This window comes from Luteibacter sp. dw_328 (assembly GCF_018449605.1).
In the GTDB taxonomy this organism is placed as follows: domain Bacteria; phylum Pseudomonadota; class Gammaproteobacteria; order Xanthomonadales; family Rhodanobacteraceae; genus Luteibacter.
The window spans coordinates 35,300-50,740 of sequence record NZ_JAAVUW010000006.1; the positions used below are offsets into that span (position 1 = coordinate 35,300).

13 protein-coding genes are annotated in these 15,441 nt (G+C 63.7%); 3 read left to right on the forward strand and 10 right to left on the reverse strand.

Annotation, left to right across the window (positions count from 1 at the left end; genetic code table 11):
- Positions 1–275: 275 nt before the first annotated feature.
- A complete protein-coding gene (locus HB634_RS15190) occupies positions 276–548 on the reverse strand; it encodes a hypothetical protein (RefSeq protein ID WP_213949157.1) in 273 nt (90 codons plus the stop codon).
- Between the two features lie 359 nt (positions 549–907).
- Here HB634_RS15190 and HB634_RS15195 point away from each other — a divergent pair, with 359 nt between their 5' ends.
- Positions 908–1,114: a hypothetical protein gene (locus tag HB634_RS15195; RefSeq protein WP_063572572.1), complete on the forward strand. Its 207-nt coding sequence runs from the start codon at positions 908–910 to the stop codon at positions 1,112–1,114.
- A 15-nt stretch (positions 1,115–1,129) separates the two neighbouring features.
- Positions 1,130–1,852, forward strand: coding sequence for a ComF family protein (locus HB634_RS15200; RefSeq protein ID WP_213949158.1), 723 nt, complete (start codon positions 1,130–1,132; stop codon positions 1,850–1,852).
- Here the strand turns inward: HB634_RS15200 and HB634_RS15205 are convergent.
- Positions 1,846–3,339: a CehA/McbA family metallohydrolase gene (locus HB634_RS15205; protein WP_213949159.1), complete on the reverse strand. Its 1,494-nt coding sequence runs from the start codon at positions 3,337–3,339 to the stop codon at positions 1,846–1,848. The two genes, HB634_RS15200 and HB634_RS15205, sit on opposite strands and share 7 nt — an antisense overlap.
- Entirely contained in the window at positions 3,339–5,837 is a 2,499-nt protein-coding gene (locus tag HB634_RS15210; RefSeq protein ID WP_213949160.1) for a TonB-dependent receptor, read from the reverse strand. The genes HB634_RS15205 and HB634_RS15210 overlap by 1 nt, the downstream gene beginning before the upstream one ends.
- Before the next feature lie 257 nt (positions 5,838–6,094).
- On the opposite strand from HB634_RS15210, the gene HB634_RS15215 reads away from it, so the two are divergent.
- Positions 6,095–8,326, forward strand: a complete 2,232-nt coding sequence (locus tag HB634_RS15215; RefSeq protein ID WP_213949161.1) for a hypothetical protein — start codon at positions 6,095–6,097, stop codon at positions 8,324–8,326.
- A 1-nt stretch (position 8,327) separates the two neighbouring features.
- Here the strand turns inward: HB634_RS15215 and ubiA are convergent, their stop codons facing one another.
- The 7 genes from ubiA to HB634_RS15250 all read right to left on the reverse strand — a co-directional run bounded on the left by ubiA (position 8,328) and on the right by HB634_RS15250 (position 15,288).
- On the reverse strand, positions 8,328–9,335 hold the full coding sequence (ubiA, locus tag HB634_RS15220) for a 4-hydroxybenzoate octaprenyltransferase (RefSeq protein ID WP_213949162.1): 1,008 nt from the start codon (positions 9,333–9,335) through the stop codon (positions 8,328–8,330).
- Between the two features lie 52 nt (positions 9,336–9,387).
- The gene (locus HB634_RS15225; RefSeq protein ID WP_154670741.1) at positions 9,388–9,546 is read right to left on the reverse strand and encodes a hypothetical protein; all 159 of its coding nucleotides are present in this window, start codon (positions 9,544–9,546) and stop codon (positions 9,388–9,390) included.
- A gap of 83 nt (positions 9,547–9,629) precedes the next feature.
- On the reverse strand, positions 9,630–11,114 hold the full coding sequence (locus tag HB634_RS15230; protein ID WP_213949163.1) for a mannitol dehydrogenase family protein: 1,485 nt from the start codon (positions 11,112–11,114) through the stop codon (positions 9,630–9,632).
- Positions 11,115–11,123: 9 nt separating this feature from the next.
- Positions 11,124–12,194, reverse strand: a complete 1,071-nt coding sequence (locus tag HB634_RS15235) for an ABC transporter ATP-binding protein (RefSeq protein WP_063571368.1) — start codon at positions 12,192–12,194, stop codon at positions 11,124–11,126.
- A gap of 9 nt (positions 12,195–12,203) precedes the next feature.
- On the reverse strand, positions 12,204–13,034 hold the full coding sequence (locus HB634_RS15240; protein WP_063571367.1) for a carbohydrate ABC transporter permease: 831 nt from the start codon (positions 13,032–13,034) through the stop codon (positions 12,204–12,206).
- Between the two features lie 11 nt (positions 13,035–13,045).
- Positions 13,046–13,924 (reverse strand): sugar ABC transporter permease, encoded by an 879-nt coding sequence (locus tag HB634_RS15245; RefSeq protein ID WP_063571366.1) that lies wholly within the window; start codon positions 13,922–13,924, stop codon positions 13,046–13,048.
- Positions 13,921–15,288, reverse strand: coding sequence for a sugar ABC transporter substrate-binding protein (locus HB634_RS15250; RefSeq protein WP_255548630.1), 1,368 nt, complete (start codon positions 15,286–15,288; stop codon positions 13,921–13,923). The genes HB634_RS15245 and HB634_RS15250 overlap by 4 nt, the downstream gene beginning before the upstream one ends.
- Positions 15,289–15,441: the final 153 nt, after the last annotated feature.

Here is a 15,441-nt window from a genome sequence, read left to right on the forward strand (position 1 = left end):
AAAGTTGACCAAGCTCGCCCTCGCACGGTAGAGCCGATTCATCGGCGATACCCACCCTTGCCGCTCAGAATCCCATCACCCTCGGCCGGGTTGGTTAGTGCGGTAGTGGACGCTACGGATATTCAAGCGCAACTGCTGATGTCTTGCGCTGCTATCGAGTCGGCTGCAGATGTACCAACCATTGATACTGCACCGGGCCTTCGGGTCGCTCTTCAGGCGGTAGAAGACGTGGTTGTCATTGCCTCGATAGCACACCGCGTGGCTTAGATCTTCAATTAGCCGTGGAAGCTGAAGAGAGAATTTGTATCGCTGTGAGCAAAAAAAACGCGCTCGTCGAGCGTGTCGTCCTTCTTCCACTCGCGGAAAAGAACCGCCTCCTCAGGATCCTTAGCTGTTCGCGAGCGGGTATAGCAGTGATTGGCGTAGTACACGTGCAGGTCCACCGACACCTGCTGCTTATCAAGCAGTAGGCGGTACGAAATTACCTTGGTCCTGAGGTGAGCAATGCCGTATGACCTACCGGTGATGACATCAAATATTTCGTCCACGGCTGCCTAGTCGTCCTGGCGCGACGGTCGCAAGCGCGCATTGCCATTCTGAACGCACTAGCAGGCTCACCCGTAAGCCGCGCCTTCACGCCGGTGTGCGTCGAAGGTCGGGGTGCGTGGGAAGCGGACGATAGCAACGCCCATGCAGCGTTGGCTCTAGGAGGATTCTGAAAAATCGCGCGGATGACTTCGTCCACGAATCCGACGCGGTGGACTGTAGACGAATGGCACTGGCCCTCGAAGCGATCGGCGTGATGACGCAGAGGGGCGTGTCGCCAAACTTAACGGCCGGTCAACGGCAAACGGCGTGCTCCCGGATACTCAATTACTATGAAGTCGTCCACACAGGAGGATTCCACATGAGCGATGGACAAGGCAGCGGCGGCAACGTACTTGCCGCAATCTGCAGTTGCGTCATCCCCGGCCTCGGTCAGCTGGTGCAGGGGCGCGTTTTCAAGGCACTGTTCATGTTCGTGCTGGCCGCTGTTCTGTGGGTGATCTGGCTTGGCTGGATCATCCATCTGTGGTCGATCGTCGATGCGGCCATGTTCCGCCGGCGCGACTGATCGATTCGCCGACGCATGGACGCGTCCCGCTTCACTCGATGGATCGCGGCGGCCGGCCGTTTCGTCCTCCCGCCGCGATGCCTGGTCTGCGGTGACCAGGGTAATGAGGCGCGTGAACTCTGCCGCGCCTGTTACGCCGCCTTGCCGCGCAACCTCGCCTGCTGTGGACGTTGCGCGCTTCCGCTACCCACGCCGATTGCCGAATGCGATGCATGCCGGATGGCATCGCGTCCCTGGGCTGACCTCTGGGTGCCGTACGAATACGGGTGGCCGCTGGACTCGCTCGAAACGCGCTTCAAGTTCGCCGGCAGCCTTGCCGCGGGCCGCGTGCTCGCCGATGCCTGGATGGATGCAGGCCCACCGCCGTCGGTGCCCGAACTGCTGTTACCTGTCCCGTTGCACCTGAGTCGCCTGCGTTCGCGCGGTTACAACCAGGCACTCGAGCTGGCGCGACCGATGGGCAGGCGCTATCGCGTCCCCGTTAACCACGACGTTCTCTATCGAGCACGCCGCACCGACGCTCAATCCGAGCTCGACGCCGCCGCACGCCTCGGCAACGTACGCGGCGCCTTTGCCGTACGCCGCGTACCGGTGCAAAAGCATGTCGCGATCGTCGACGATGTCATGACCACCGGGGCCACCCTCATCGAATGCACTAAGGCACTGCTTGCCGTGGGAATCGAACGGGTGGATGTCTGGGCGCTGGCGCGCACGCCCTTGCCCGGCGGTCGTCAGTGATTGATGTACAAGGGATTGCCGAGTATCAGCAGCTTGCCTTCGGCTGAGCGCACATCCACGCGCAGCCAGTGCGGCTTGCCGTCGCTCGTCCATTCGAACGCCAGCTCGCCACTCTTCGGGATGAGGTCATGCCCAGCGAGATCGATCGGCTTGCCGTTGTCGAGCACGCGCAGCGGTCGACCGCCGAGTGCCGAGGTGTGCACGACCACATGCACTGACGCTCCCTTTGCAACAGCCAGCGCGTCACCCATTTCCACTGTCTTCGAGCCCGCGGTCGCCTGGATCTCCAGCGACCGATCACGTGTACCTTCCACATCGACGAACACATGCCCCGCACGAATGCCGTCGAGGATGCCCTCCATCGACAGCTCCCGCGAATGCACCACGGTGGTCGGCGAGCCGATGCGTCCAGCGAACGTATCCCGCGGCGCGTCGCTGCCATCGTGACTGTCGCTACCGCCGATGCCGGTGATATGCAGGCCCGCATCGAGCTGCGCCTCCCAGAACGGGATGCCGCTGTCCGCTCGCTCCGCATCGCCACCGTTGACGGCCTCGATGGCCTGGAAGCCGTGCATGTCGACGACGTTATGCGGCGTGAAGCCACAACCCATGCAAGTCTCGTCGTTCGGGCGGCGCGGGTGGTTGATCGAGATCACGCCGCGGGCTTTCGCGACGTCGGCCAGTAGTGCGTTCCAGTCGGGCACGCTGCCGCTGCCGACGCGGAAGTCGAGCGGTCGCGACACGCCGAACAGATTCGCATGGCCTTCGAAGGTGGTGATCTCGCGTGCCGGGATCATCAGCATGGTGTCGAAATACGGTTGCAGCTCGCGCATCTCCGACACCTGCGACATGGTGTTGTGTTCGGAGATAGCGATGAACTCGAGACCGCGCCTTGCCGCGTTGGCGACGGTGAGGAACAGCGGGCAGGGCACCTTCTTCGTCCCCGATGCGTTGGGACAGCCGCCATCGCTGTGCGCCGTATGCATGTGAAGGTCGCCGCGGTACCAGCGAGCTTCGGGATTGAGTGGCGCAGAGAGCCCATGTTCCGGACCGAAACCTTCGTCATCGCGCGACAACCATACCTGCGCCGTATACGTCGCCGTCGAGGCAGGGCGAATGTTCGGAATACCCAGCAGCAGTCGCCACTTGCCCGGTTCGATCACACCCGGCAGGAACGACGCCGTGGCATCCGTCGCGGAGACCGTGAAGCGACGCTTGCTTCCGCCACTCCACCCGCGAAAACCATCTTGTCCCGTGAAGCCAGTGGGGCCCAGCAGGCCGAGGTCGATGGTCGTCTTCTCCTCGCGGCCGGTGTAGGCGACATCGATGGTGATTCGCGTCGTGCCTTTCGGTACATTGAACGGCACTTCGCGATAGGTGTGCTGGTCCTTTCCCGACAACGCGCCGCGAAGCACGAGGTCGGGCGCCCGCTCCGCCGCCACGGTGGCAGCGAAGCAGGTCAACAGCAGGGCAATGAGTCCGCGCATCAGAAGCGGTACATCACGGCGGCGCGGAACGAGCGGCCGAGCAGCGGGCGCGCGATAAAGGTGTTGGCGCCGGCATCGGAGCTCGCCAATTCACCGGCACGCGGGTTGCCTTCGGTCAGGCCGAGCGAGTTGAAGATGTTGTCGGCGTAGAGATACAGCGACAGCTCCGGGGTGGCGTCGTAGCGAGCGCTGGCGCCGACGACGTGGTACGACGGCAGGACGACCGAGTTGGCGGTGTCGACGAAGCGCTTGCCTTCGTGCTCGTACGACATCTGCAGGCGGAGCTTGCCTTCCATCAGGTTCACGCCAGGTACCACGCGGTAACTCATCTTGGGCACGCGGATCAGCTGGTTGTCGTCATAGTCGCGCAACACCGGACCATTGTTGACGTTGTCCGTATACGACAGGCCCTTGTACTTCGGATCCTGCAGTGTCGCGTTGAACTGCACGTCGAACCACTTGGTCGGGTACAGCGTGCCTTCGAGCTCGAGGCCGTAGGTCTTGGTGCTCGCGAAGCCGGTCTGCGGCGTGGACGTGTTGCCGGCGCGATCGAAGACGTTGTTGGTGAAGCTGACGTTGTCGTACTTCGTGTAGAACGCCGTCGCATACAGGTCCATGTAGCGGTCGCTGAACTTCCAGCCGGTTTCGGCCAGATCCATCGTCTGCAGCAGCGGCGTGGCGGTCGGGCTGGTGATGTAGGTGCTCAGGTTGGGCAGGCGGAAGGCCGACGTCCAACGCGCGAACAGACCCTGGCGCGGCGAGAATTGCCAGTTGGCGCCGAGCGTCCAGCCGGTCTTGGAAAATGTCTGGTCGTAGTGGGTGAACTGGCCGTTGCCGGTGAGCACGGAGGCCGCCGCCGGCGAGCCGCCGATGTCCACCGTCTGCTTGCCTTCGGTATAGCCCTGCACGTTGACCCGTTCGTAGCGCAAGCCGCCGTCGATGCGCAGCTCCGGCGTGATGGTCCACTCATCGGAGACATAGGCCGCATTGGTGCTGGACTTGCCGCTTGCGTGTTCCCACTCGTAACCGTAACGGTATACGCCGTGATCGGTCAGCGAGCCGACGACGTTTCCGTTCGGGTCCACGCCAACCAGATCGATTAGGTGCGCGTTGTCACGCACATCCGTCAGCACGGTGGACGAATAGCGGTCGAAGTCCTGCTGGAAGTTCGCGTGGTAGTAGCCGAAGGTGACATCGTGCGTCTGCTCGCCGAACTCGAACTGGCGCAGGACACGCGTGTCGTTGATGAACTCGTTCACCGGCATCGTCACGCCGCGCAGGCCGTCGGTGAGAACAAGGCCGTTACCGTTCTGGTTGGCCGTGTTGAACACCTGGCCCGGGTTGTCCACGTAGCGGAACTGCAGCGCGGTGGCGCCCGGTATGAGCGAAAGGCGCTTGCTGTCCTGCGTGATGAACGACGATGCACTCTGCAATGCGTTGGGAAAAACGCCATTACGCTGCGTATCCGTGGTGTTGTAGCGCATGGACTCGGCCAGCTTCCAGTCGTCGCCGAGGTCGTGATCGAACTTGAACGATACCTGCGTGCGTTTGACGTGGGTGCCTTCGCTATTGTCGAAGTTGTAGAGGCTGCCGTCGCCCTCGCGCATCTGCAGGTGTTCGGTCTCCGGGCCTGCCAGCGTGCCGTAGTTGCCGTTGAAACCCGGCACGGCACGAATGTCGCCGTTGCCATTGGTTCGCATCGGCACGCCGAGGTACAGGGCCACCTTGTCGTCCATGTGCTTCACGTCGAAGCTGATATCGCCGTTCTCGAGCTTCTTCGACAGCGTGGCGCGCAGCTGGCCGCCGTCGTTGGCCCGGTAGCCCGGGTTGCGCTGGCCGTCATCTACGCGCCAGAAGCCACCGACACCCAGCTTCCAACCGCCGCCAATGGGCGTGCCGTACCAGAAGTCCAGGCGGTTCAACGAATAGTTACCCACCGTGTACTTGATCAGTCCCTCGGGGGTGTCGCCAGCCTGGCGCGGAATGAAGTTGATCGCGCCTGCCGGTGCGTTCGAATAGAAGATCGACGATGGGCCGCCACGGACGACTTCGACGCGCTCGATGGTTTCGTCGAGGCGAAACACCTGGTCGGCGTTGAGGTAGCCCAGGGCGGGATCGTGCTGCACGGGAATACCGTCTTCGAGCAGGGTGACCGAGCCGTAGCCGTCCACCGGGATGCCGCGCGCACGGATGTTGCCCGAGGCCTCGCCGCCGGAGGATTCCACCCAGAATCCCGGCACCGACTTGACCGCCTCGGTGACGCTCGTCGGCGCCTGCATGCGCAGGCGATCTTCGTCGATGGTGGTGATGGAGTAGCTCGTCTCGGCCTTGGTGCGGGTCTCGATGCCCGAGCGGGCAGTCACCACCACGTTGTCGAGATCGGTGGTTTTCTTCTGCGGCGGCGTGTCGTCGGCGTGGGCAGTCGAGGCGGCGGCGACGAGCAAAGCAGCGGCTAGCACCGCACGAATAGCGCGGTGGAGGGGCTTGGTACGCAACATGGGCTAACGCTCCGGGGAGGGGGCAACACAACCCGTAGGAACTTATGCGTTACTCATGACGGATCGACTCACCTCGCATGACCATGCGGTTTCAATCGTGATAAATCGTCATGGGACGCTCACAGCGTGACGACGATCACAGAGCGGGTGCGGGTGAGGCGACCGGGCCCGGTACGGAGCGGTGCGCGCAGAAATCTGAGGCTGTCGCAAGATCCTATACACTCCCGCCGCCCCCCCTTGAGCGCCGGCGCGCCGCCTTGATCCCCGAGACCACCTCCTACCGCCGCCTGCTGCTGGCCCTTTGCGTCGTCTGGGTGCTGCTGAATTTCAATGTGCTGTTCATGGGGCGGGTGCTCCCCTGGGATGCCATCGATCAGTTCTATCCCACGGTGTATTTCAACGCGCATGCCCTGCGTAGCGGCCAATGGCCCTGGTGGAACCCGTATATCTACGGCGGTTACGCCCAGATCGGCGATCCCCAGGGGATGATGTTTTCGCCGCTCCTGATGGCCTGGATGGTGTTGCGCGCAGAGCCCGGTGCCGTCTGGTTCTGTTGGGGCGTGCTCCTGCATCTCCTCCTCGGTGGTGCGGCCATGCTCGACCTCCTTCGCAGGCACGGTGCCAATGCACTGGGGTGTCTGGTCGGGGCGACGGTTTTCATGGCCGGTGGCGTGGCGGCTTCCCGGCTGGAGCACACGCCGATCGTCATTGCCTACGCCTACGTTCCCGTCGTACTGCTGGCTCTTCGCTACCTGCTTTCCCGGCCGTCGATCGGGTTCGGCTGCCTGTTGGGCTTCGCCGCCGGTGCGATGGTGACCCAGCTGGTCCAGGTGACTTACCTGTTCGTCCTGATGATCGCCGCCTACGGCGCCGTGGCGGTCGTGCGCCAGTGGTCCGCCGTCACGGTCGCGCAGCGTCGGGCGCTGGCCATGGCCATGGCGGTGGCCCTGGTCGTCGCCCTCGTCGTGGGTCTGCCGCAGCTGGCTTTCAGCTGGGCGGCGATGAGCCTGTCGAACCGGAACGCATTGCCCCTCTCGTTCGCGACGGTCGGCTCGCTCGATCTGCGTACCTTCGCCTTTCTCGTCCATCCCAATGCGTTCAACGCGCAGCGTGACCTGGCGCACTCGCCCGTCGACGTGATCGAGGGCTTCCTCTATATCGGCGTCGTGCCGCTTCTGGCGTTGTTCGGGCTGAAGCGCGCATGGTCGGACGGCGCGACCCGTCGGACCCTGGTGTTCTTCGGTGCCGTGGCGGTCGCTGCCAGCCTCTACATGCTCGGAACCCACACGCCGCTGTACGGCTGGCTCTATGCCTGGTTGCCCGGGCTGGTTCACTTTCGGCGCCCCGCCGATGCGGCCTACCTGCTCAACTTTGCCCTAGCCTTCGTCAGCGGCATCGCTGCCAGCCGGATCGACCTGCAGTCACGCCGCGAGCTCACCGTCCTGCTGGTCGTTGCGACGGCCTGGCTGGCTGTCCTGGCCGCGTCGATGCATCACGGCAGTTCCTTCGTCTGCGTGGCGGTCGCCGCCTTTGCCCTCTGGCGGCTGCGAAAACCCGGCAGCGACTGGCGCGCCGCCGTCTGGTTGATGGCGGTGCTCGTTGCGGACTACCGCAGCTTAAACCTCAATGGCACCTTCAACGAGGGCGGCGACGGTGCTGCGCGTTTCGCACGCCATCCCGCCGTGCGCTATCTGTCCCAGCAGCTCTCATCCGGCCAGGTCGGCATGGCCGATCGGATCACCACCACGAACACGAATACAAACTGGGACAACACGGTCATCGTCACGGGCATGTCGTCCACGCAGGGATACAACCCCCTGCGTTATGCGCTGTATGAAACCTGGTACGGGCCGCGAGAGAGCAGCAGCGTGCCGGCCGTGGGGGTGCCGTACAACGTCAGTCCGACGAACCGGCTGGATGATCTGCTCGGTGTCCGCTATGTGGTGGTCGGGCATCGCACCGACCTGCCGCCATATACGCCACCGCCTCAGCACCACATGGTGCAGGCGGGCAGGGATGTCGACATCTGGCGCCGCGAGACGGCCTACCCGCGCTTTCTCAACCCGACCCTGTCGCGATCGCTGGCCGTGGATGAATGGCCGGCTGTGTCCGACTTCGAAGCGACCGACTTCGCAACGACGCTCTGGCTGACCCCCCGAGACAACGATGACTTCGTGGTGGGGCGCGCCACCTCGCTCTCATGCGGTGGCATCGTGGATGCGCGTGTCCGTGCCAGCACGCATACGCGCATCGATCTGTTGACCCGCTCGACCGAAGCGGGGTGGGTCGTGGCGGGAGAGCTCGACTATCCCGGATGGGAGGCGGAACTGGACGGCATACCCCTTGCGGTGCACCGGGCCAACGGCATGTTCCGCGCGGTCTGTGTGCCCGCGGGCGATCACAGCCTGAGCTTCGTGTTTCATCCCTGGCATCTGGTCGCCTACGCGTGGCGGCGGCAGTTCGGAACCCCCGGCACGCCGGGCTCCTGAGTCACAGAGCCAGCGCGATCACGATGCCGAGCCATAGAGCGAGGCCGACCCAGTTGTTGTGGCGGAACGCCCGAAGGCACGCATCGCGTGCGCGGTCGCGCATCAGCCATTGCTGGTACGCGAACAGGCCGGCCGTGGCGGCAAGACCGAGCCAGTAAGGCCAGCCCAGCGCCGACCGCGTACCGACCAGCAACATTGTGAGCAGGAAGGTACCCATCAGGATGCCGATGATGACGAGGTCCGCATCGGCGAAAAGAATCGCGGTGGACTTCGCACCGGCCTTGATGTCTTCCTCGCGATCGACCATGGCGTATTCGGTGTCGTAGATCACCGACCACAGGATATTGCCGATGAAGAGGAGCCAGGCGACGGGCGGCACGCTGTTGGTCACCGCGGCGAATGCCATCGGGATGGACCAGCCGAACGCGGCACCGAGTACCACCTGCGGCAGGTTGGTGTAGCGCTTGCAGAACGGATAGATGGCAGCCAGCGCGGCACCGCCGAACGAAAGCAGGATGGTCAACCGGTTGGTCAACAGCACCAGCAGGAACGAGAAAACCAGCAATCCGGCGAAGACGTACAGCGCCTCGCGCGGCGTGACCCGCCCGCTGGCGATCGGCCGGCCTGCGGTGCGCGCTACCTGGGGGTCAAGCTTGCGGTCCGCATAGTCGTTGATCGCGCAGCCGGCCGAGCGCATGGCGAACACGCCCAGGGTGAAGATGAGCAGCGAACCGATCGGCGGAAAATCCTTCGCTGCCAGCCACAGCGCCCACCAGGTCGGCCAGAGCAGCAGCAGGGCGCCGATGGGCCGGTCCATGCGGGTGAGCACGAGGTACGCGTGGATCTTCTCGCGTCGCGCCGGCGGCAGGCCGTTCAGAAGGAAGGCAAGCACGCGCTCGGCCGTGGTCGAAGCATCGGCGGGCCGGGCGACGGGCTTCGGCGGGGCGACCTTGCGCGCGGACGGCGGCGCCGTGCGCCGCGGCTGGGGCTTCTTGGGTGGGGGGCTCATGCGGGGAAGTCTAGCCAAAAAAAGGGCGCCTTTCGGCGCCCTGGGAAACACATCAACGCTTGAGCGGCTCAATGGGATCATTGTCCTCAGGCGGTTCGGGGTCCGCATCGTACTCGGGCTTATAGCTGCCGGGCTTGCGGATCTCGCTATCCGGGCGGTTCTTGCCCGGCTCGGCGAAGGGCGGTTGCGGATTGCTCGGGTTGTACGGCATCGGCGGGAACCTCACTCGACTACGGGGAAGGCATCCAACGTAGGTTCGAGGCGGTGAAGCGCCTGCGACGATACCGTTACCCTTTAGTCGACGAGGGCATCGAGGTTCTCCAGCGTCGCGCGCACGCCCTTCTTTTCCAGAGACGTTACATAGATGTCGTACTGCTTGCGGAAGCGTCTGTCCTTCGCGGGGAGCGGGCCGACCAGCTCCACGCTTTCGATCAGGGTGTCCTTTGAGCCGCTGTCGATGAGTGGCTGAACCAGTCGCATCGCGTTGGGCTCCCGCAGCGAATAAGCCTCGCCGTGGTCGTCCTTGCCCACCCGCACATAGCGGTCGAAGGCGGCGAGCAGGAAAGCCAGGCGTCGCGCATCCTTGCCGTTCTCCAGGCAGGCGGTGATCGTCGGGCCGAGGAAGCCGGGGATCTTCGAACCGCCGTCCAGGCACAAGCGGTCGAGCTGGTCCGCGATGGAGGCGTTGCTGAAACGATCGAGCAGCTTCTTCTTGTACGGGTCAAGATCCATGCCGGGGAGCGACGTGAGCCAGACGCCGGCGTCCTCGTTGAGGAAGTCTGTCAGATACGTGTTGAACAGCGGATCCCTCACCGCCACGTCGACCTGCCGATGCCCGGAAAGGAAGGCCGGGTAGGAGAGCATCTGGTGCGAGCCATTGAGCAGGCGGATCTTCGCGTCTTCATACGGCGAGACGTCGTCGACGATCTGCACACCGTGACGTTCCCAGGCCGGGCGGCCCTGACGAAACTTGTCTTCAAGCACCCACTGGATGAAGTCTTCGCAGACGACGGGTGCCTTGTCGTCGAGGCCGGTGGCGGCATTGAGCTGGTCGCGTACCTCCGGCGTGGTCGCCGGCGTGATGCGGTCGACCATGCCGTTGGGGAAATCCACTTCCTCGTCGATCCAGTCGGCCAGTTCCTTCGAGCGCGCGTTGGCGAACGCGAGCACCGCCTTCTTCGCCTGCGAGCCATTGTGGCGCAGGTTGTCGCAGGACATGACGGTGAACGGTGCGACGCCAGCCTTGCGCCGTGACTCGAGCGCGCCGACGATGAAGCCGAAGACGCCCCTGGGTGCGTCGGGGTGTTTCAAGTCGTGCGCCACCGTTTCATCGTTGAGGCGGAACGTGCCGTGCTCGTCGATCAGGTAACCGCCCTCGGTAATCGTCAGCGAGACGATGCGAATGGCCGGGTCTGCCAGGCGTTTGAGCACGGCGTCACCGTCGTCTGGCGCATACAGGTATTCGACCATCGCGCCGACGACGTGGGTCTTCCGCACGCCGCGTGGATCGAATTCACTGACCGAGTACAGGCCGCCTTGCGCCTTGAGTGCCTCCGCCAGCGGGCGATCGTGCTCGAGAAGGTTGATGCCAAGGATGCCCCATCCGTGCATGTCGACATCGGCCAGGACGTGGTTGGTGTAGATGGCCAGGTGCGCACGGTGAAAAGCACCGATACCGATGTGCGCGATGCCGGCGGTGACCTTCGTGCGATCGAAGGGCGGTGCATCGACGCCCTGGGGAAGGCGGTCGAGTGTGGCGTTGCCTAGGGGGACAGACATGAGGCGGTCTCAGGGATGATGGATGGCGGCGCCGGAGGCGTCGAACACGTGGGCGTGCGTGAGGTCGAGACGAATGCAGATGTCGCGTCCCGCGCGCCGCTCGAAATCGCCGTCGGCACGCACGGTGATCGAGCCGACCTGCGGCACATCCACATAGGCATACGTCTCGCTGCCAAGGCGCTCGACGACCGAGAGCTTGCCGCTAACCGTTTCGCCGGTGCCGTCACCGTCGCAGACGCGAAGATGCTCGGGCCGGATGCCAATGGTGACCTTGCCATTCAACTGGCTGGCACCGGGAATGGTCACGTTGTTGCCATTGTCGAGGCGCACGTTGCCGCCTTCGACCGTGGCCTCGAAGAAATTCATCTGTGGCATGCCGAGGAAGCCGGCCACGAACTTGTTCACCGGATGGTGGTACAGCTCCATGGGCTTGCCGATCTGCGCAATGCGGCCTTCGTTGAAGATGGCAATGCGATCGGCCAACGTCATCGCTTCGACCTGGTCGTGCGTGACATAGATCATCGTCGCATTCAGTTCCTGATGCAGCCGCGCGATTTCCAGTCGCGTTGCCGCACGCAGTGCGGCATCGAGGTTTGACAGCGGCTCGTCGAAGAGGAACACGCGCGGCTCGCGGGTGATGGCACGTCCGATCGCCACGCGCTGGCGCTGCCCGCCCGACAACGCCGAGGGTTTGCGGTCGAGGTAAGGTTCCAGCGCGAGAATCTTCGTCGCCCGGCCGAGCTTCTCGTCGATCGCGCGCTGGTCCATCTTCGCCAGCCTCAGTGCGAACGACATGTTCTCGCGCACGGTCATGTGCGGGTACAGCGCGTAACTCTGGAACACCATGGCCAGATCGCGCTTGTCGACGGCGCGGTCGGTGATGTCGTCCTTATCGAGAAGGATCTGCCCCTCGTCAGCCTCTTCGAGGCCGGCGATCAGGCGCAGCGTGGTGGACTTGCCGCAGCCGGAGGGGCCAAGGAACACGCAGAACTCGCGGTCCTCAACGACCAGGTCGATGCCCTTGATGACCTCGACGCCCTCGAACGATTTGCGCAGCGAACGGATTTCCAGACGGGACATGAGCGACTCCTATTTGACTGCGCCGAAGGTGAGGCCGCGGACGAGCTGGCGCTGCGACAGCCAGCCGAGCACCAGGATCGGTGCGCAGGCCAGGGTCGACACGGCGGACAACTTCGCCCAGAACAGCCCCTCGGGACTCGAGAATGAGGCCACCAGCGCGGTCAGGGGCGCGGCGCTGGCGGTGGTGAGGTTGAGCGACCAGAAGGCCTCGTTCCACGACAGGATCAGGCAGAGCAGCGCGGTGGAGGCGAGGCCACCGCGACTGACCGGAATCAGCACGCGGAACATCGTCTGACCCGTGCTGGCGCCATCCATCCGTGCCGCTTCGAGGATGTCGTACGGAATGTCGCGGAAGTAGGTGTAGATCATCCAGACCATGATCGGCAGGTTGATCAGCGCGAAGATGATGATCAGCGCCGTCTTCGAATCGAGCATGTTGAGGTCGCGGCAGATCAGGTAGATCGGTACGAGTACACCCACGCTGGGCAGCATCTTCGTCGAGAGCATCCACAGCAGGATGTTCTTGGTCTTCAGTGTCGGGTGGTAGGCGAAGGCATAGGCGGCCGGTACCGCGACGATCATGCCGAGGATGGTCGCGCCGCCCGCGGTAACGATGGAGTTCCATGCGTAGTGCAAATAGTTGGCGCGCGCGAGGATCTGCTCGTAGTTCTCCAGCGTGGGCGTGAAGAAGAAATGCGGCGGCATGCTGAAGGCGTCGAGCTCGGACTTGAAGCTGGTCAGCAGCATCCAGAGGATGGGAAAGAAGACGACGATCGCGACGATCCATGAAGCGATGATGCGGATCGTGCGGGCGGTTTGATTGTGTTTGCGCCGGGTCATGTCGTTGCTCCTCAGGTCTTCTCGGTCAGCGACTTGCCGATCAGGCGGATGAGGAACACCGCCATGATGTTGGCGAGCACCACGGCCACCAGGCCACCGGCCGAAGCCGCGCCCACGTCGAACTCGAGCAGGGCCTGCGTGTAGACCAGGTACGGCACGTTCGTCGTCGCATCGCCCGGACCGCCGTTCGTCGTGACGAAGATCTCGGCGAAGATGTTGAGCAGGAAGATGGCCTCGACCATCACCACCACGGCGATGGGCCGTGCGAGGTGGGGCAGGGTGAGGTAACGGAAGATCGCGAAGCCACGTGCGCCGTCCATGCGTGCCGCTTCCATCTGCTCGCGGTCGAGCGACTGCAGCGCGGTGACGAAGATGAGGATGGCGAAGGGCAACCATTCCCACGACACCACCGTGATGATGGAGAACAGCGGCCAGTCGGCGAACCAGTTCACCGGCGTGGCGCCGAACAGCTTCCACACCCAGGCGAGGAAGCCCGAGACGGGATTCATCAGCAGGTTCTTCCATACCAGTGCGGCGACGGTGGGCATGATGAAGAATGGCGAGATGAGCAGCATCCTCACGATGCCCTGGCCGGGGAAGGTCTCGTCCACCAACACGCTGATAAGCACGCCACCGACGACAGTGACGACAAGGACGCTGCCGACCAGGATGATGGTGTTGAGTATCGAGGTCCAGAAGCTCGGGTAGGTAAAGAAGTAAGCGAAGTTCTCCAGCCCGACGAAGGCCGATTTACCGGGATACAGCAGGTTGTAGTACTGCGTGGAGAAGTAAAGCGTCATCGCCAGTGGCACGATCATCCACACCAGCAACATGATGATCGCGGGCTGGGCGAGCAGCCGCTCCGGGCGTTTGCGGATACGCGCGCTCATTTCGGCGGCTCCTTCGAGATGACCGGTTTCTGGTCGTAGTAGCCGGCACGCTTCATGGTGCGGCTGACGGCGGCGTCGGCGGTGTGCAGCAGTTGGTCCACATTGCCGCGACCGGCCAGGGCGCCGGCGATCTCGCGGCCGACCAGGGTGGCGACTGCCTGGAACTCGGGAATCGAGACGATCTGGATGCCCTTGTATGGCACCGGCTTGAGCGTCGGATGCGACGGGTCGACGGCCTTTAGCGAGTCGTACGTCACCTTGGCGAACGGCGCCGCCGTCATGTACGCCGGGTTGGCATACGTGGACTCACGCGTGCCCGGCGGCGTGGCCTGAGCGCCGTACTTCTCGGCGACCAGCTTCAAGTACGGCTTGGAGGTGGCCCAGAGGATGAACTCGCGCGCTGCATCCGGCTGCCTGGTGCTGTCCGGGATGGCCAGCGACCAGACCCACAACCACGACGAACCGCGATCGGTCACCTCATGGGGCGAGCGTGCGAAGCCGACGTTGCCGACGACCTTGCTCTCCTTCGGATCGGTGACGGTGCCGCCGCCGACGCTCGCGTCCACCCACATGGCGCATTTGCCGGAAGCGAAGAGCGCGAGGTTCTCGTTGAAGCCGTTATCGGAGGGGCCCGGTGGGCCGTAATGCTTCAGCAGGTCGACATAGAAATTGACCGCCTTGTGCCACTCCGGCGTGTCGATCTGCGGATGCCATTGCTCATCGAACCAGCGCCCGCCATAGCTGTTGACGACGGTGCCGAGCAGGGCCATGTTCTCGCCCCAGCCAGCCTTGCCACGCAGGCATATGCCGTACACGCCGTGATCGGGATCGTGCAGTTTCTGCGCGAAGCCACCGATCTGATCCCAGGTGGGCTCGGCAGGCATGGTCAGGTTCGCCTTGGCGAACAGGTCCGTGCGGAAGTACGTGATGCTGGCTTCGGCGTAGAAAGGCACGGCGTAGAGATGGTTATCGACCGTCAGCTGCTCGCGCACGTTCTTGAAGATGTCGTTGGTATCGTAGTCGGCAGGAAGGTTATCCAGCGGCTTGAGCCATTTCTGCGCGCCCCATAGCGGTGCCTCGTACGCGCCGATGGTGATGACGTCGAACTGTCCGCCATGTGTGGCGATGTCCGTGGTCAGGCGCTGCCGAAGGGTGTTCTCTTCGAGCACGACCCAGTTCAGGTGCACGCCCGGGTGGCTCTTCTCGTACTCGGACGAGAGCGCCTGCATGCGCACCATGTCCGCGTTGTTCACCGTGCCGATGGTGAGCGTGGTGTCGGCGTACGCGATCCCGGCTGTTCCCAGCCACGTCGCGAACAGGACGGAGACGACACCTTTTCCAAGGCCGTTCCGATAATCGCTCATCTTGCCTCCCTCAACGGCGAACCGAATGGATGAGCGTTTATAGGTTCAAGGGCACTACGACCACCAATACGTGTCTCGTCGTTTTCCGGTGAAGATGCGTACTTTTTTGCAGATTGAGTGCCTTGCGGGACGTGGAAACGCCCGCTGCGAAGC